The 16,584-nt window shown below is 54.6% G+C and carries 15 protein-coding genes; 6 read left to right on the top strand and 9 right to left on the bottom strand.

Annotation, left to right across the window (positions count from 1 at the left end; all coding sequences use genetic code 11):
* Window positions 1–121: 121 nt before the first annotated feature.
* On the top strand, window positions 122–1,573 hold the full coding sequence (locus HPY30_08160) for a potassium transporter (protein QYZ65961.1): 1,452 nt from the start codon (window positions 122–124) through the stop codon (window positions 1,571–1,573).
* Window positions 1,574–1,891: 318 nt separating this feature from the next.
* Here the strand turns inward: HPY30_08160 and HPY30_08155 are convergent, their stop codons facing one another.
* The 8 genes from HPY30_08155 to HPY30_08120 all read right to left on the bottom strand — a co-directional run bounded on the left by HPY30_08155 (window position 1,892) and on the right by HPY30_08120 (window position 8,949).
* Window positions 1,892–2,503, bottom strand: a complete 612-nt coding sequence (locus tag HPY30_08155) for a YihA family ribosome biogenesis GTP-binding protein (protein ID QYZ65960.1) — start codon at window positions 2,501–2,503, stop codon at window positions 1,892–1,894.
* Between the two features lie 96 nt (window positions 2,504–2,599).
* Window positions 2,600–3,055: a hemerythrin family protein gene (locus HPY30_08150; GenBank protein ID QYZ65959.1), complete on the bottom strand. Its 456-nt coding sequence runs from the start codon at window positions 3,053–3,055 to the stop codon at window positions 2,600–2,602.
* Window positions 3,056–3,160: 105 nt separating this feature from the next.
* Window positions 3,161–3,640 carry a cyclic pyranopterin monophosphate synthase MoaC gene (gene moaC / locus HPY30_08145; protein ID QYZ67961.1) on the bottom strand — a complete coding sequence of 160 codons (480 nt, stop codon included), beginning with the start codon at window positions 3,638–3,640 and terminating at the stop codon, window positions 3,161–3,163.
* Between the two features lie 7 nt (window positions 3,641–3,647).
* Entirely contained in the window at window positions 3,648–4,187 is a 540-nt protein-coding gene (locus HPY30_08140) for a YfcE family phosphodiesterase (protein ID QYZ65958.1), read from the bottom strand.
* 51 nt (window positions 4,188–4,238) lie between these two features.
* The gene (ppa, locus tag HPY30_08135) at window positions 4,239–4,787 is read right to left on the bottom strand and encodes an inorganic diphosphatase (protein QYZ65957.1); all 549 of its coding nucleotides are present in this window, start codon (window positions 4,785–4,787) and stop codon (window positions 4,239–4,241) included.
* A gap of 279 nt (window positions 4,788–5,066) precedes the next feature.
* Window positions 5,067–7,097 carry a sodium-translocating pyrophosphatase gene (locus HPY30_08130; protein ID QYZ65956.1) on the bottom strand — a complete coding sequence of 677 codons (2,031 nt, stop codon included), beginning with the start codon at window positions 7,095–7,097 and terminating at the stop codon, window positions 5,067–5,069.
* Window positions 7,098–7,290: 193 nt separating this feature from the next.
* A complete protein-coding gene (locus tag HPY30_08125; GenBank protein ID QYZ65955.1) occupies window positions 7,291–8,547 on the bottom strand; it encodes a 6-phosphofructokinase in 1,257 nt (418 codons plus the stop codon).
* Window positions 8,548–8,601: 54 nt separating this feature from the next.
* Entirely contained in the window at window positions 8,602–8,949 is a 348-nt protein-coding gene (locus tag HPY30_08120; GenBank protein QYZ65954.1) for a hypothetical protein, read from the bottom strand.
* Between the two features lie 321 nt (window positions 8,950–9,270).
* Between HPY30_08120 and HPY30_08115 the strand changes: the two genes are divergently transcribed.
* Window positions 9,271–11,001, top strand: a complete 1,731-nt coding sequence (locus HPY30_08115) for an adenylate kinase (GenBank protein QYZ65953.1) — start codon at window positions 9,271–9,273, stop codon at window positions 10,999–11,001.
* 127 nt (window positions 11,002–11,128) lie between these two features.
* Here HPY30_08115 and HPY30_08110 read toward each other — a convergent pair whose 3' ends face one another.
* Complete coding sequence (locus HPY30_08110; GenBank protein QYZ65952.1) at window positions 11,129–11,659, bottom strand: zinc ribbon-containing protein; 531 nt, start codon at window positions 11,657–11,659, stop codon at window positions 11,129–11,131.
* A 221-nt stretch (window positions 11,660–11,880) separates the two neighbouring features.
* Here HPY30_08110 and HPY30_08105 point away from each other — a divergent pair, with 221 nt between their 5' ends.
* From HPY30_08105 to HPY30_08090, 4 genes are all read left to right on the top strand, one after another.
* A complete protein-coding gene (locus HPY30_08105) occupies window positions 11,881–12,282 on the top strand; it encodes a globin (protein ID QYZ67960.1) in 402 nt (133 codons plus the stop codon).
* Window positions 12,283–12,342: 60 nt separating this feature from the next.
* Window positions 12,343–14,919, top strand: coding sequence for a leucine--tRNA ligase (locus HPY30_08100; protein ID QYZ65951.1), 2,577 nt, complete (start codon window positions 12,343–12,345; stop codon window positions 14,917–14,919).
* A 142-nt stretch (window positions 14,920–15,061) separates the two neighbouring features.
* Window positions 15,062–15,562: a hypothetical protein gene (locus HPY30_08095; protein QYZ65950.1), complete on the top strand. Its 501-nt coding sequence runs from the start codon at window positions 15,062–15,064 to the stop codon at window positions 15,560–15,562.
* Window positions 15,563–15,572: 10 nt separating this feature from the next.
* Window positions 15,573–16,580, top strand: a complete 1,008-nt coding sequence (locus tag HPY30_08090; protein QYZ65949.1) for a DNA polymerase III subunit delta — start codon at window positions 15,573–15,575, stop codon at window positions 16,578–16,580.
* Window positions 16,581–16,584 lie beyond the last annotated feature (4 nt).

Here is a 16,584-nt window from a genome sequence, read left to right as displayed (position 1 = left end):
AAGGTGAAAGGACAAAGACAGTGGTGATTTCATTACAGTCCAATGGCAGGCATCGTGTTCCGAAGCTTGCTCAAGATGGTTTTCCTTTAACCTTTAACCTTTAACCTTTAACCTTTCTTTCATGCACTTCTCCGTCGTCCAACGCATTCTCGGTGTCCTGCTCATGCTCTTTAGCCTGACCATGCTGCCGCCGATGCTGGCGTCGCTCTGGTTTGGCGATGGGGAGCTGATTGGTTTCGCCGATGGTTTTATCCTGACCTTGGGGTTGGGGCTGGCAATTTGGGCGCCGGTGCGCAGTCGGCATCAGGAGTTGCGGGTCCGGGACGGCTTCCTGGTGGTGGTGATGTTCTGGACCGTATTGGGTTTGACCGGTGCCTTGCCCTTCATGCTCTCAGAAAGTGCGGACATGACGATAACCGATGCGATTTTCGAGTCGGTCTCCGGACTTACCACTACTGGGGCAACAGTGATCATCGGGATCGATTACCTGCCTCCGTCGATCCTCTATTACCGGCAGCAACTGCAGTGGCTTGGTGGCATGGGTATCATCGTCCTGGCGGTGGCAGTGTTGCCGATGCTGGGCATTGGTGGCATGCAGCTCTATCGTGCGGAGACCCCAGGGCCGATGAAGGATAGTAAGCTGACGCCACGCATCACCGAGACGGCAAAGGCGCTCTGGTATATCTATCTTGGACTCACTGTCAGTTGTGCCCTGGCCTATTGGGGGGCGGGTATGACGCCCTTTGACGCGCTGGGTCATGCTTTTTCGACGGTGGCGATTGGCGGCTTTTCAACCCACGACGCAAGCATAGGGTATTTTGACAGTACTCTGATAGAGATGATTGCAGTCGTCTTCATGGTGCTCTCCGGGGTTAATTTTGCCCTCCACTTTCTCGTCGTCCGGCGCAGGTCGCTGAGTATCTATCTGGGGGATTCCGAATTCCGAGTCTATATCGCAACGCTTGGGTTAGTCACCCTGATGGTCGTTGTTGCGCTCTATGGCATGGGCATCTACTCCGATTGGAGTGAGGCGTTTACCCAGGGGCTGTTTCAGGCGGTCTCAATCGGCACAACCACCGGATTTACCACCACCGACTACTCTCTTTGGCCCGGGGTGATTTCGATTCTGCTGCTTTTTACCAGCTTTATTGGCGGCTGTGCCGGCTCCACTGGCGGAGGTATCAAGGTGATTCGCTTTCTGCTGCTGATCAAACAGGGGATGCGGGAGATCAATCGCCTGATCCACCCCAGTGCCCAGATCCCCATCCGGGTCGGAGACAAGACCATCCCCAGGCGGGTCGTTGAGGCGGTGTGGGGTTTTTTCGCCCTCTATGTGGCAAGTTTTACCGTCATGTACATGGCATTGGCATTCACCGGGCTGGACCTGATGACTGCCTTCTCTGCGGTGGGTGCGAGTATCAATAACCTGGGGCCGGGACTTGCTGGTGTTGGCGCCAACTATGCGAGTCTGAATGACACTGCAAAATTGATCCTCTGCTTTGCGATGCTTCTTGGTCGTTTGGAGATCTTTACTTTGCTGGTGCTGCTGACCCCTGCCTTCTGGCGCAAATAGCATGGATCAAAATCGTTTTAGGGGTTTTGGTCCTTTTTCTGCGATAGGATGCCGGTGGAATTTATTTTCAGTAAAAACAAATAGTTGAAGTTTTTTCGTGCCGATGAAGACTGTTTTTCCATCAGTTTTGAACTATCTTTGACGATATCGGTCTTATTTTACAAGTCGCGACGACTGATAGGGCTGCTTCCCTCCCTTGGCGGCCCGCCCTTCCCGGTGACCCCATCCGGGAAGATCGACCCCGGACGCCTTTCCCCTTTAGGTGCTCGGGGTCTTCTTTTTTGCCCTGTTGAATTCCTGTCACGAACTTCTTTGGGCTTATTTCGTTTCGTCCTGGTCCAGGTCAAACCAAATGTCGAGCAGGTGATGTACTTCGGTAATACCCTGGCGCTTTGGGGATGAAAAGAGCTGCACCGTAATCTCAGGGTACTCTTTCAGCGTTTCCCTGACATTCAAGAGTGCGCTGTTGGCTGCTCCCCGTTTCAACTTGTCCGCTTTCGTCAGCAGGATGTGAGTGGGAAGGCTCTGGTGGGTGTTCCATTCCAGCATCTGCCGGTCAAAATCCTTTAACGGGTGGCGCACATCCATTAACAATATCAGGCCGCGCAGAGAGTGCCGTTGTGCCAGATAGTCTGCGAGTGCTCCCTGCCACTGGCTTTTTACCGCCTCCGCTACTTTTGCGTAGCCGTATCCCGGCAGGTCGACGAGACGCCTGTTTTCATCCAGTGAAAAGAAGTTCAGCAGTTGGGTTCGCCCTGGAGTTTTGCTGGTGCGCGCCAGGCTTTTTTGCTGACATAGAGTATTGAGGGCGCTGGATTTTCCGGCATTTGAGCGGCCGGCAAATGCCACTTCGATACCTGTGTCGGTGGGGCTTTGAGAGAGCTTGGCCGCGCTGGTGAGAAACTGTGCGCGGTGGTAGAAGGGATTCATATACCTAGTGCTTTATCAATGTAATGATTCCGGCTTGTTTTGGTGCGCATGGCGCACCCTACGCATCCTGATTATATTTATTGAATGACCACTGGATCAGCTGCCCCAAAGACGCTTGATCCAGGATTTTTTGTTCAATTTAGGACTGGCGCCGGCGGCAAGAAAGAACCCGGTGTACTGCATGTCCTCTTCCATAATGTGCTTTGTGAGCCAGGTCTTGAGAAAATGCAACAATTCGAAACCGATGGCGGTTTTGCCTGACTCAACTTTTTGTATGAGCTCGACAACGTGGCCGAGCAACTCTTCATGGATCTCTTTGTGCTCTTCATAGCCAGGGTAGTTGAGAATGCGCATCAGGCTCTCTTCCACGGCAAAGTGAATACGGGTGTAGTCCGCGAGTTCTGCGAGAATGCCTTTAACAGCATCGCTGCCATGGCGCTCGTGGATTGCCTGATGCATGCGGTTTATCAGATCCACCAGAATTTTGTGCTGTTCGTCGATCTCTTCGATTCCAACACTTAGCGAATCTGACCACTCTACAAAGGCACCCATGGCGTATCTCCTCGGGTTGGCATATTGTTCAAAAGATGCAGGTAAGAAATATAAAAAACTCTCATGTTATTTTACATTATTTTGCATTTGTTAATATGATCGTAGTTACTCAGAACGCTTCCAGTGTCCCGATTTGCCGCCGGCTTTTTCCAGCAGCCGTACCTGATTGATAGTCATACCGCGATCTACAGCCTTACACATATCATAGATGGTCAATAGCGCTACCTGGGTTGCACAGAGTGCTTCCATCTCGACGCCGGTCTGACCACGGGTCTCTACCCTGCTTTGGCAGTAGACACTGTTGCCGTCTGGCTCAGGGATAAGATCGATATTGACCTTGGTCAGTGCCAGTGGGTGGCAGAGAGGTACCAGATCCGCGGTCTTTTTGGCGGCCATGATGCCGGCTACTCTGGCGATACCGAGAACATCGCCCTTCTTATGCCCTCCCTGCATGATCAGTTGGAGGGTGTCAGGCTCCATTTGGATACGACCTTCAGTGACGGCTACGCGGTGGGTAACGGTTTTATCACCCACATCGACCATATGAGCCTCTCCAATAGCATTGAAGTGGGTGAGTTCAGACATGTGTTTGTTACTCATCGTCCTCGTGTTCTATCTTCTTCGAGATCTCGCGGACCTCAAACTGCATACTTCCAAGATCGGCCATGACGTAGGTGGCTGCGGATTTTCCGACGCCACCGATAGTGCCGGGGTTTACCAGTAGTGTCTTGCCGCCCTTGATGTTGGGCAGATCTTCAAATTTGACTTTGTGGCTGTGGCCACAGCAGACCAGATCCCAGTTGCCGGTTGCAGCCATTGCGCGTGCATAATGGGGGTAGTGCACCAGAAAGATGCGTTTTCCCCCGAGTTCCACCCCGGCATCCATACCGTGATACTCAATCACGCTATCCTCATGATTGGTGAGACGCCCCAGTGTATAGAGGTCGCCGGTATTGTTGCCATGTATTACGTGTACTGGCAAACGGTGTTTATTCAGGCATTTCAGTGTGCTGGGAGCGACAACATCACCACAATGCAGGACGGCTTCGGCGCCCAGCGACTTGGCCTCGGCAACCGCAGCGTCGAGCAGGGGGATATGGTCATGGCTGTCGGATAAAATGCAGATCTTCATGGATTTTGGTTGCTTTGGAGGGGGCAGGCCATTATAGCCAGTTCGCCCCCGTTAGAAATTGGGTTTTTCAGGGGCATCCTGGAACATCTTGATGCTCGATAGAATCTCATCCTTCGCTTCATCGATTCCGTACCAGCCGTCAACGCGCACCCATTTCCCTTCGTCGAGGTCTTTGTAGTGTTCAAAGAAGTGGGAGATGCGGTTGAGTACGTCACCGGCTAAATCCCTGAAGCTTTGCACATGGCGGTAGGATTTGCAGGACTTGTCGATCGGCACAGCAAGAATCTTGGCATCATCGCCTGACTCATCCTTCATCTTTAGCACACCAACGGGGCGGCAGGAGATGACGGACCCGGGAATCAAGGGGTATGGGGTAAGCACCAGCACATCGACCGGGTCGCCGTCCGGAGAGAGAGTGTGGGGCACATAACCGTAGTTGCAGGGGTAGTGCATTGCCGTGGACATGAAACGGTCGACGAACATTGCGCCGGTTTCTTTATCCAGCTCATATTTGACAGGATCTGAATGAGCAGGAATCTCAATGATGACATTGATTTCATTGGGTACGTTGTTGCCGGAACTGACTCTGTCCAGATTCATAAATTGCTACCTTTATGGGCGCAAAAGGCCGGATAGATACCGGCCTAGTGTGTAAAGCGTATTTATTGATTGGCAGCATCGACCTGAAAGATAGATCTATTGCCATGAAATTTTGGGCTAGGTTAAGGGTATGGGCGGCGGGTGTCCAGCTTGTTGGGTATTTCCCCTTTTTATGGCATGGGAAAGTTTTTGTTGGGATGTCTGGTTGAGGGTCAGAAATAAACCCAACAAAAAAGGGGAGCCGAAGCCCCCCTTTTCAATCAAACCAAAGGTCTGAAATTACAGCAGCGGTACGATCAGCAGCGCAACGATGTTGATGATCTTGATCAACGGGTTGACTGCAGGACCGGCGGTGTCTTTGTAGGGGTCGCCTACGGTGTCACCAGTGACGGCCGCTTTATGTGCATCGGAGCCTTTGCCGCCGAAATTGCCATCCTCGATGTATTTCTTGGCGTTATCCCATGCGCCACCACCGGTGGTCATGGAGATGGCCACGAAGAGGCCGGTGACAATAGTTCCGATCAGCAAACCGCCCAATGCCTGAGCGCCGAGGGTCAGTCCAACGATCACCGGTACCGCAATCGGCAGCAGTGAAGGGATGATCATCTCCTTGATGGCGGCCTTGGTCAGCATGTCCACAGCCTTTGAATAGTCAGGCTTTTCGCTGTGATCCATGATGCCGGGCATCTCGCGGAACTGGCGGCGAACCTCGTTGACGATGCCGCCGGCTGCGCGGCCGACAGCTTCCATCGCCATGGCGCCGAACAGGAAGGGCACCAGACCGCCGATCAGTAGGCCGATCAGCACCATGTGGTTGGAGAGGTCGAAGGTGACATGAGTACCCAGGTGGGTGTCGAGGCTGTGAGTGTAGTCAGCGAACAGCACAAGGGCGGCCAGACCGGCGGAGCCGATGGCGTAACCTTTGGTCACTGCCTTGGTGGTATTGCCCACGGCATCCAGAGGATCGGTGATGTTGCGGATCTTCTCGTCCAGTTCAGCCATCTCGGCAATACCACCGGCGTTGTCGGTGATGGGGCCGTAGGCGTCCAGGGCCACGATGATGCCGGTCATGGAGAGCATGGAAGTGGCAGCGATGGCGATGCCGTAGAGGCCTGCCAGATCGTAGGCACCCCAGATGGAGGCACAGACTGCCAGCACCGGCGCAGCGGTGGACTTCATGGAGACGCCCAGACCAGCGATGACATTGGTGCCGTCACCGGTGGTGGATGCCTCGGCGATGTGTTTGACCGGAGCGAACTCGGTAGCGGTGTAGTACTCGGTGATCACTACCATCGCAGCAGTCAATACAAGCCCTATCATCGCGGCACCGAAGAGCGCCATGGTCGGATTGGTCACGCCTTCGATAACCACGTCCTTCATCATGTAGTCAGTGACGAAGTAGAAGGCCACCGCAGCGATAATACCGGATACTGCCAGCCCCTTGTAGAGGGCAATCATGATCTTGGTGTCGCCCTCTTTCGCCTGGACGAAGTAGGTGCCGATCACGGAGGCGATGATGGAAACGCCGCCAAGTACCAGTGGGTAGGTGATTGCAGCGCCACCGGAGACCAACAGACTGCCAAGCAGCATGGTGGCGACCACGGTTACCGCGTAGGTCTCGAACAGGTCAGCTGCCATGCCGGCGCAGTCGCCCACGTTGTCACCGACGTTGTCGGCGATAACCGCAGGATTGCGTGGGTCATCCTCGGGGATGCCTGCCTCAACCTTACCGACGATGTCGGCGCCCACATCCGCACCCTTGGTGAAGATGCCGCCGCCAAGACGGGCGAAGATGGAGATCAGTGAGCCGCCGAAGGCGAGGCCGACCAGTGCGTGCAGTGCGTCACCGTCGGAGACGCCCATCTGGCCGAGGATGGCATAGTAACCGGCAACACCCAGCAGACCCAGGCCGACCACCAGCATACCGGTGATGGCGCCGCCGCGGAAGGCGACCTGCAGTGCGGCGTTGATGCCGTGGTTGGCGGCCTCTGCTGTGCGCAGATTGGAACGCACCGAGATGTTCATGCCGATATAACCGGCAGCACCTGAGAAGACTGCGCCAATGGCGAAGCCGATGGCGGTGGTTGTGCCCAAGGCGGCAAAAAGGACCACGAACATGACAGCGCCGACGATGCCGATGGCAGTGTACTGGCGGTTTAGGTAGGCGGTGGCGCCTTCCTGTATGGCAGCGGCGATCTCTCTCATCCGCTCGTTGCCTTCCGGCTGTGCAATTATCCATTTGACGGAAACAAATCCATAAGCCAGTGCAGCAGCGGCACAGACCAGACTAAAAATTAGTTCGTTACTCACGTAGGAACCCTCCTCAACGTATTAATAGATCGGATAACGGTTTTTTGGTCGATATTTCTTCGGTCGCTGACTGCGCTTCCCCACGCGCAGACCTACTACTTTCTAATATTCCTAAATGCCAAATCTTTGACTCGAATCAAATCAGACGAAAATAAAGTGGGGGCGCTGAAACAGCCCCCCACGATTTTTGGCCTTAGATTTCGAATTTTTCCAACTTTTGCTGCACAGGGGCGCCCTTCATGGTGACGTACTTGGGCATGCCGTTGTCGTCATACTCGGGGTAGGCCTCGCCTTTGATCAGTGGGTAGAGGTACTCCTTGCATTTGTCTGTGATGCCGAAGCCATCCTCGGAGATGAAATCCATCGGCATCATCTTCTCGACATTGGCGACCTCGCTCAGTGGGGCTTCACCGATGCTCCACTTGTAGGGATTGGAAGACTCGCGAACAACGGTCGGCATGATGGAATTCTTGCCTTCCAGCGCCTTTTCAACAGCGGCCTGACCCAGGGCATAGGCCTGCTCGACGTCAGACTCAGAGGCCAGATGACGTGCTGCGCGTTGCAGATAATCGGCAACAGCCCAGTGAAACTTGTGGCCCAAGGCATCTTTGACCATGTTGGCGACGATCGGTGCTGCACCGCCCAACTGGGCGTGACCGAAGGAGTCGCGAGTGCCCTGTTCGGCCAGGAAAGTGCCGTCAGGGTAGTGGGCGCCTTCAGAGACGCAGATGGTGCAGTAGCCGTGCTCTTTCACCTTGGCATCGACAGCAGCGATGAATTTCTCCTTGTCGAACTCGATCTCAGGGAACAGAGTAACAACCGGAATGCCATAGTCCTCGACCAGCGCACCGGCGGCGGCGATCCAGCCTGCGTGGCGACCCATCACCTCGATCACGAAGATCTTGGTGGAGGTGGCGGCCATGGAGCGCACGTCGTAGGAGGCCTCCAGGGTGGAAACGGCGATATATTTGGCTACGGAGCCGAAACCAGGGCAGTTGTCGGTGATCGGCAGGTCGTTGTCCACGGTTTTCGGTACGTGGATGGCCTGAACCGGATAGCCCATCTTCTCGGAGAGCTGGGAGACCTTGTAGCAGGTGTCGGCGGAGTCGCCGCCGCCATTGTAGAAGAAGTAGCCGATGTTATGGGCCTTAAAGATCTCGATCAAACGCTCATATTCACGCTTGCTCTCCTCCAGGCCTTTCAGCTTGAAGCGGCAGGAACCGAAACCGCCGGAAGGGGTGGTCTTCAGTGCGGCGATATCATCAGCGGACTCCTGGGAGGTGTCGATCAGATCTTCGGTCAGTGCGCCGATGATGCCGTTGCGGCCGGCGTAGACGTTGGCGATCTTGTCGCTGTGCTTGCGGCAGGTCTCAATGACGCCACAGGCGGATGAGTTGATGACTGCGGTCACGCCGCCGGATTGGGCGTAGAAGGCATTCTTTGCTGTCATATCTGGCTAACTCCCTAATTTAATAGCGGAAAAAATGGATATTGTCTGGAACTGTTATTTCAGGTCGCCCCGCTCTTTGGCCGCATAATCGGCCTGTGTCTGCAGCAGGGAGACGATACATTCGGTCAAATCGTCATATTCATGGACGCCGGTGCCGTACTGCTGATATCCCCGGTAGAAAAATTGGCAGCGGTATTTACGGTCGCCCGTCTTGAACAGCACGAAGTTGCAGTCTTCCTCGTTCCAGTAGACGACCGGGCAGCTTGTGAGCACCCTGTCTGAGAGCATTAGGCGTATCTCAGCGTCTGCGAGCTGCAAAGGCACATCACGGTCGTAGCGCTCTTTGAGGGTGGTATCGATGATCCAGCGCTCTGAGTCGGTAATATCTGGAATTTCCGGCATGGGGGGAAGGTCTGCAGTCCGTCAATTTAATCAAGCCCAGAGTCGCCAGGCCACGGGGGTCGAAGCATAATCGATTGCCCCGGATGAGTACATAAACTTCGTTGACTTTAGGGGTATTCTGATATTAGCTTACCCAAGCTGATCAACGGCGGCCAATCCAAAACTTAGATGCAGTCATGGAATTTCCTAATTAGCTGATGGTGTAGGGCATGGGACAGCGTTTTTTTCCGCTACCAACAGTGTATGGGACATGGGTGTTTATCCAAAATTGGCTGCGGGTTGGCCACACATAAAATACCACTAACTTAAAGGGGAGTGGCGATGAGAATCGTTCTGCTTGGAGCGCCAGGATCGGGTAAGGGAACCCAGGCCAAAAAGATTGTGGGGAAATACGGGATTCCCCAGATCTCCACCGGGGATCTGCTGCGTGCCGCTGTGGCGGCGGAGTCTGAACTAGGCAGACAGGCCAAGGAGGCAATGGAGTCGGGACACCTGGTTTCCGATAATATTGTTCTTGCCATGATCCGGGAACGTCTGCAGGCCCAGGATGTGAAGGAGGGATATATTCTTGACGGGTTCCCGCGCAATCTTGAACAGTCCGAGACCCTTGATGCCATGCTCACTGAGTTGGGTCAGCCTTTGGATCTCGCGATACTCATCCATGTTGAAACCGATGCGCTGATGGAACGGCTCGTGGGGCGGCGCAATTGCGAGTCCTGCGGTCAGATGTACAACATCTACAGCAATCCCACTATCGTCGAAGGTGTGTGCGACAAGTGTGGCGGCAAGCTGCATCAGCGGGTGGATGATAACGAAGAGACCATCAGTCATCGCCTGCATGTCTATGACAACCTGACCGTGCCGCTGATCGAGCATTATGATGAGCAGGGCAAGCTACGTCGGATCGAAGGCGCAGGGGAGATCGAAGAGATCTTTGCAAACGTTTGTCAGATTCTGGATGGGGTTGCTGCATCTCCTGTAGTCGAGGCGGAAACGCTGCTGCCGGAAAAGGAAGATGAAGTGATGGAGCCGGAACAGACCGCAGTACCCGAGCTGGAGTTTGAACCTGAGGTTGTTGTTGTGGTCAAGTCTGAGCCGGTTGCAGTGATGGAGGAGGTGGTTGAGGAGAAAGTGTCTGAGAAAAGCACGGTGGCCGATGAGAAGGTTGTTACGGGGAAGAAGGTGGCGGCGAAGAAGAAAGCCTCTGCCAAGAAAAAGGTGACCTCAAAGAAGAAGGTCTCCACCAAGAAGAAGGCGACGGCGAAGAAGAAAGCCTCCGCCAAGAAGAAGGTAGCTGCCAAGAAGAAGGTAGCTGCCAAGAAGAAGGTCTCCAGCAAAAAGAAGACGACGGTGAAGAAAAAAGCCTCTGCCAAGAAAAAGGTGACCTCAAAGAAGAAGGCCTCCACCAAGAAGAAGGCGACGGCGAAGAAAAAAGCCTCCGCCAAGAAGAAGGTAGCTACCAAGAAGAAGGTCTCCAGCAAGAAGAAGGCGACGGCGAAGAAGAAAGCCTCCACCAAGAAAAAGGTGACCTCAAAGAAGAAGGTCTCCAGCAAGAAGAAGGCGACGGCGAAGAAAAAAGCCTCTGCCAAGAAAAAGGTGACTGCCAAGAAGAAGGGGTCTACCAAGAAGAAGGCGATGGCGAAGAAGAAAACCTCCGCCAGGAAAAAGGTGACCTCAAAGAAGAAGGTCTCCACCAAGAAGAAGGCATCGGCGAAGAAAAAAGCCTCAGCCAGGAAAAAGGTAGCCGCCAAGAAGAGGGTGTCCACCAAGAAGAAGGCAAGGGCGAAGAAAAAAGTCTCCGCCAGGAAAAAGGCAGTCGCTAGGAAGAAGGTGTCTACCAGGAAGAAGGCATCGGCGAAGAAGAAGGTCTCCAGCAAGAAGAAGGCGATGGCGAAGAAAAAAGTCTCCGCCAGGAAAAAAGTGGCCTCAAAGAAGAAGCTGTCTTCCAAAAAGAAGTCAACTGGGAAGAATAAAGTCTCTTCCAAGAAGAGGGTGGCTAGGAAGAAGAAAGCCTCAGCCAAGAAGAAAAAGGTTGGAAAGCGGCGGCGGTAGCCCCACTCAATCCATTGCCCGATGAGAAAGGGCTCCCTGAAATGGGGGCCCTTTTTTGTGGTGTGCCAAAAAGACTGGCCGCTCCCACAATTTTATTTATTACTCCCTCTCGTTTCGGAGGAGATATTTAATCCTTTTTTTCACCTGCCCGCCGGAATTCAGTACCGTGGCATCCAGAGCAGGGCGGGATGTGCCCGGTCTTTTTGAAATGCATCTCTTTGCCGCAGCTTGAACAGATCAGTGTGCCGGGTCCGGTGACCTCGCCGGTGTGGTATCGGGATGCCTCTTTTGCCCGTTCAGCGATCTTGTTCAGCTCCAGCTTGGTCTGATCCGCAACTCGGGAGAACATCTCGATCATTCGGTCTTCCACCTGCCGGACATCAAACTGCCACCACTCGGATAACTGTTCCCCTGTCTCAATAAGGTAGTGCGCAGCATCTTTTACATCCCGCTCAACATAACCTGCGACCTTATCCGCCTCCTCGCGGCTCAGTTCACCCAGTTCGACGACTTTCTCCTTGGCATCGTCAAAATAGTCCTTGAGACCCGGGATGGTATTCTCCTTTGCCGATTCAATGGCATCATGCACATGCTCAAGAATGTCCTCATAAGCGTCTGTAAGTCTGTCCAGTGGATTTTTGTTGTCGGGATCTGTCATGGTCTGCTCCTTACAGCGGCCTCACCGCCATTTTCTGGTTCTTCTATATAGTAATAATGGATGAAATTTACGCGTTGGCAAATGATCAGGACTAATTGAGATTGTCTTTGAGCCAGGAACGATGAATTTTTTTACCGTTTCGTGAGAAACTCTGTTATTACCCATTTACTGCAATGGTGCGCAGGCTGCACCCAAATTCGAGAGTCTTCGTGTCCACCACAATGAATGAAATCGACCGGAAACGTTTCCGTGAAAGTCTCAGACGCTCCACAGCGAACGATCAATTTATTGATCGTTTTTATGACCGCTTTGTTGGTCAATCCGATGAAGTTGCGGCTTTTTTCCATAACCGGGATATGCCGCAAATCAAGCAGAAGTTGCTGACCACCCTGGAGATGCTGGCTGACACAACAGAGGGTCAGCCGGGACTGGGTATGTACATGGAGATGCTGGGAAAGATACACCGGCGCCTGAATGTGGAACGCCGTTTTTTCGCTGGTTGGCGAAAGGCATTGGTCGAGACAGTGGCGGAATGTGATTCGGAGTTCAGTGAAGAGACTCGCCTCGCCTGGGAGCGGGCGATCGACCATGTGATTGAACGAATGCTCGACCTAACTTCCTGAAAGTCGGAGGTTAGGTTATCCTTCCGCGATTATCCGAACACATTTTCCCGAAGCCGGACCATGCAAAACACCTACGATCCCCGTCAGATAGAACAACAGGCCCAGACCTATTGGGAGGAAGAGAAGACCTTTAAGGTGGTTGAAGATCCATCTAAGGAAAAGTTTTACTGCCTCTCAATGTTTCCCTATCCCAGCGGTAAGCTGCATATGGGGCATGTGCGTAACTACACCATTGGGGACGTGATCGCCCGCTATCAGCGTATGCAGGGAAAAAATGTATTGCAGCCTATGGGTTGGGATGCTTTTGGGCTGCCGGCAGAGAACGCGGCGCGCAAGAACAAGGCTGCGCCTGCGGGCTGGACCTACGACAACATCGAATATATGAAGGGGCAGCTCAATAGCCTCGGTTTCGGTTATGACTGGGACCGGGAGCTGGCCACCTGTCGGCCCGACTACTACAAATGGGAACAGTGGTTCTTCACCGAGCTCTATAAAAAAGGGTTGGTCTACCGCAAGAACGCGGTGGTCAACTGGGATCCGGTGGATCAGACAGTGCTCGCCAACGAGCAGGTGATCGACGGCCGCGGCTGGCGCTCCGGGGCGCTGGTGGAGCGCCGCGAAATCCCCCAGTGGTTCATCAAGATTACCGATTACGCCGATGAGCTGCTTGATGAGATCGACAATCTGGAAGGCTGGCCCGACCAGGTCCGCACCATGCAGCGCAACTGGATCGGTCGCTCTTTCGGTGTGAAGATGGCGTTTGGTATCGAAGGTTCGGATGAGAGTCTGACCATCTTTACCACCCGTCCAGATACTCTCATGGGCGTTACCTATGTGGCGGTAGCTGGTGAGCACTCACTCGCACTGCAGGCTGCGGAGAGCAATACTGAAATCGCCGGGTTCGTTGATGAGTGCCGCCAGGGCGGCACCTCCGAGGCTGATCTGGAGACCATTGATAAGAAGGGCATTCCCCTGGGTATCAACGCGATCCATCCGGTGAGCGGCGAGCCTGTACCGATCTATGCCGCTAACTTCGTGCTCATGGGTTACGGGACCGGCGCAGTGATGGCAGTGCCCGGTCACGATGAGCGCGACCATGCCTTCGCCGGCAAATACGGCATCCCGATCAAACAAGTGATCCACCCGGCGGATGGCACAAATATCGACATCCAGGCCGCCGCCTATATCGAAAAGGGTGTGCTCAAGAATTCCGGCCCCTTCAACGATCTCACCTCAGAGGCGGCGTTCGACGCCGTCGCCGAGTGGCTTCAGGCGCGTAACAAGGGAGAGAAAACCAAGAACTTCCGCCTGCGCGACTGGGGTGTCTCCCGGCAGCGCTACTGGGGTACGCCGATCCCCATGATCCACTGCGACAAGTGCGGCACCGTGCCGGTCCCGATGGCGGATCTGCCGGTGGTGCTGCCGGAGGATATCGTCTACGACGAGGACACGATCAATCCGATCAAGGCAGATGGCGCATTTGCCAAATGCATCTGCCCCGAGTGTGGCGGTGCGGCTCAACGTGAGACCGATACCTTCGATACTTTCATGGAGTCGAGCTGGTACTACGCCCGCTACACCTGCCCCGGTGCCGAGACCATGCTTGATGAGCGGGCTGACTACTGGCTGCCGGTGGACCACTACGTTGGCGGTATCGAACATGCGGTGCTGCATCTGCTCTACGCCCGCTTTTTCCACAAGCTCATGCGCGATGTGGGGTTGGTGCAGAGCAGCGAGCCATTTACCCGCCTGTTGACCCAGGGCATGGTGGTGGCGGAAACCTACTACCGGGATCAGAGTGACGGCTCCATGCATTGGTACAATCCTGCTGAAGTGGCGGTGGAACAGGATGAAAAGGGTCGGCCGCTGAGCGCCAGCCTGTCCGCCGATAGTCAGCCGGTGAAAATCGGCGGTATAGAGAAGATGTCGAAGTCGAAGAACAACGGCATCGATCCCCAATCGCTGATCGACCGCTACGGTGCCGACACCGTGCGTCTCTACACCATGTTCACCTCGCCCCCGGATCAGTCACTGGAGTGGAACGATGAGGGTGTGGAGGGTGCATTTCGCTTTCTTAAGCGGCTTTGGGCGCTGGCGACAAAGGGAGCGGCAGAAAGGGGGACAGACCCCAAATCTGTCCCTCTTTCTGCATTGAAGGATACGCGGCGTGAGATCCATGAAGCGCTTAAGAAGGCACTTTTTGACTATGACAGGCAGCAGTTCAACACGGTGGTTTCAGCCTGCATGACCATTGTCAATACACTCTATAAATTGGGTGAAGAAGAGGTGGACCTCGTGGTGTTGCATGAAGGTCTGGGTATCGTCTTGCGCCTGCTGGGTCCTATTGCCCCTCACGTCAGTCACCATTTGTGGCGTGAGTTGGGTTATGGTGAAGATATTCTTGATGCAGGCTGGCCCCAACCCGACGAGAACGCGCTGAAGCAGGAGAGCATTCAGTACGTCATCCAGGTCAACGGCAAGGTGCGGGCCAAGATTCAGGTGCCGGTGGATGCAGATAAGTCGAAGGTTGAAGAGATCGCCCTCGGCAATGAGAATGTGCAGAAGTTTGTCGGTGATGCCACAGTGCGCAAGGTCATAGTCGTGCCCAAAAAATTGGTGAGCATTGTTGCCAAGTAGTGGTCGACCGGACCTACATCCATTCCCTCCCCGCGGGGGGAAGCCAAAATGTAGGTTGGGTTAGCGTAGCGTAACCCATCAACATCAGAAACATGTCGGGTTACGCTATTGCTAACCCGACCGACGGGAGCCCTGATTGGAAATGCTGAAAGGACGACACTGGCGTAGCGGCTTTTTATTGTCGATTTTGCTGATAGTTTCAGGCTGCGGGTTTCATCTGAAAGGCTATCAACAGGCCACACCCAACCTGAATGGCCTGTTTGTGGAGGATGCCGAAAACCGACAGAGTCTGGCCGGGGTTCTACAGCGGGATCTGCGGGCTTCCGGTGCACTCTTGGCTGCCAGTGCGGCGGAGGCGAAGTATCGCCTCTCACTCACCGAGATATTCAAATACCGGGTCCTCTCCGTCGATGAAAACGGCAAGGCGCTGGAGTATGAGTTGCGTTTGAAGAGTGACTTTTCCGTGGTAGACCGTGAGGGTAATACTGCGCTGCCCGAGCAGCATCTGGAACTTGTGCGTGAGTTGACCTATAGCGGTACGGACGAACTGGGTCGTCGTAACGAGGCTAAACTGGTGCGGGGTGATATGCGTACCGATATGGCGGATCAGATTGTCCGGCGCCTGCAAGCGCAGCTGGACTAGGCTTAGACGCATGCGCCTGCGCAACGACCAACTTGCCGTCAGTCTGAAAAAAAGCCTGGCGCCGCTCTATTTTCTTACCGGAGATGAGCCGTTGCAGATGGGTGAGGCCGCCGATCTGGTTCGGGCCAATGCCCGGGCGCAAGGTTACTCAGAGCGCGAGGTGCTGGATCACAGCCCTAATTTCGATTGGAACGCCCTCAGCGGTGCCGCAGACAGCCTCTCCCTATTCGGTGAACAGCGTATCCTTGATTTGCGTTTGAGCAGCGCCAAGGTGGGGGCTGAGGGTGCCAAGGCCTTAACCGCTTATGCTGCCAATCCGCCCCAGGATACGCTGTTGCTGATCACTGCGCCTAAACTGGAGCGCAGTCAGCAGAACAGTAAATGGGTGAAATCGCTGGATCAAGCCGGGGTGCTGGTGCAGATCTGGCCCGTGGAGGGCGCGCGCCTGCTACCCTGGATCGAGCAGCGTCTGCGTGGTGTCGGGTTGATCCCCGAGTCCGGTGTGGTGGAGATGCTGGCAGAGCGCATCGAAGGAAATCTGCTTGCCGCCTCCCAGGAGATTGAAAAGCTGCTGCTGCTTCAGGGGCCTGGAGTCATCAGTGCTGAGCAGTTGGCGGCGGTGGCCGACAGTGCAAGATTCGACGTTTTTGGTCTGGTGGACGCGCTGCTGAAGGGTGATACCGCGCGCGGGTTGCGCATGCTGGATGGACTGAAAGGTGAAGGAGTGGCGACACCTGTGGTGCTCTGGGCGTTGTCCCGGGAAATACGGCAACTGGCGGTCATGTCCCACGAGATTGAACAGGGCGGTTCGACAGAGCGGGTGCTGGGGGCGTACCGGATCTGGGAGAAGCGCAAGCCCCTGGTGCGTCAGGGCTTGAAGCAGCAGGCTGCCCACTGGCGGCGGCTGCTGATGCTCTGTGCAAAAGTGGATCGCACTATCAAGGGAATGGGCGATGGCGACCCCTGGCTGTTACTGCAGGATATTGCAGTGGGTATCTCCGGACGACGATTTAGATAAACGA

Source organism: Gammaproteobacteria bacterium (ex Lamellibrachia satsuma) (assembly GCA_019623805.1).
Taxonomy (GTDB): Bacteria; Pseudomonadota; Gammaproteobacteria; order Chromatiales; family Chromatiaceae; genus QGON01.
The sequence above is the reverse complement of the archived record's forward strand: the minus strand, read 5'-3'. Positions and strand labels throughout refer to the sequence as shown.

What these genes read in the sequence shown, in the direction of transcription:
- HPY30_08120 (QYZ65954.1), bottom strand. Translation starts at nt 8,949, where the DNA reads ATGCCGGAAATTCCAGATATTACCGACTCAGAGCGCTGGATCATCGAT.
- HPY30_08125 (QYZ65955.1), bottom strand. Translation starts at nt 8,547, where the DNA reads ATGACAGCAAAGAATGCCTTCTACGCCCAATCCGGCGGCGTGACCGCA.
- HPY30_08140 (QYZ65958.1), bottom strand. Translation starts at nt 4,187, where the DNA reads ATGAAGATCTGCATTTTATCCGACAGCCATGACCATATCCCCCTGCTC.
- moaC (QYZ67961.1), bottom strand. Translation starts at nt 3,640, where the DNA reads ATGTCTGAACTCACCCACTTCAATGCTATTGGAGAGGCTCATATGGTC.
- HPY30_08110 (QYZ65952.1), bottom strand. Translation starts at nt 11,659, where the DNA reads ATGACAGATCCCGACAACAAAAATCCACTGGACAGACTTACAGACGCT.
- ppa (QYZ65957.1), bottom strand. Translation starts at nt 4,787, where the DNA reads ATGAATCTGGACAGAGTCAGTTCCGGCAACAACGTACCCAATGAAATC.
- HPY30_08160 (QYZ65961.1), top strand. Translation starts at nt 122, where the DNA reads ATGCACTTCTCCGTCGTCCAACGCATTCTCGGTGTCCTGCTCATGCTC.
- HPY30_08115 (QYZ65953.1), top strand. Translation starts at nt 9,271, where the DNA reads ATGAGAATCGTTCTGCTTGGAGCGCCAGGATCGGGTAAGGGAACCCAG.
- HPY30_08095 (QYZ65950.1), top strand. Translation starts at nt 15,062, where the DNA reads ATGCTGAAAGGACGACACTGGCGTAGCGGCTTTTTATTGTCGATTTTG.
- HPY30_08105 (QYZ67960.1), top strand. Translation starts at nt 11,881, where the DNA reads ATGAATGAAATCGACCGGAAACGTTTCCGTGAAAGTCTCAGACGCTCC.
- HPY30_08150 (QYZ65959.1), bottom strand. Translation starts at nt 3,055, where the DNA reads ATGGGTGCCTTTGTAGAGTGGTCAGATTCGCTAAGTGTTGGAATCGAA.
- HPY30_08100 (QYZ65951.1), top strand. Translation starts at nt 12,343, where the DNA reads ATGCAAAACACCTACGATCCCCGTCAGATAGAACAACAGGCCCAGACC.
- HPY30_08090 (QYZ65949.1), top strand. Translation starts at nt 15,573, where the DNA reads ATGCGCCTGCGCAACGACCAACTTGCCGTCAGTCTGAAAAAAAGCCTG.
- HPY30_08155 (QYZ65960.1), bottom strand. Translation starts at nt 2,503, where the DNA reads ATGAATCCCTTCTACCACCGCGCACAGTTTCTCACCAGCGCGGCCAAG.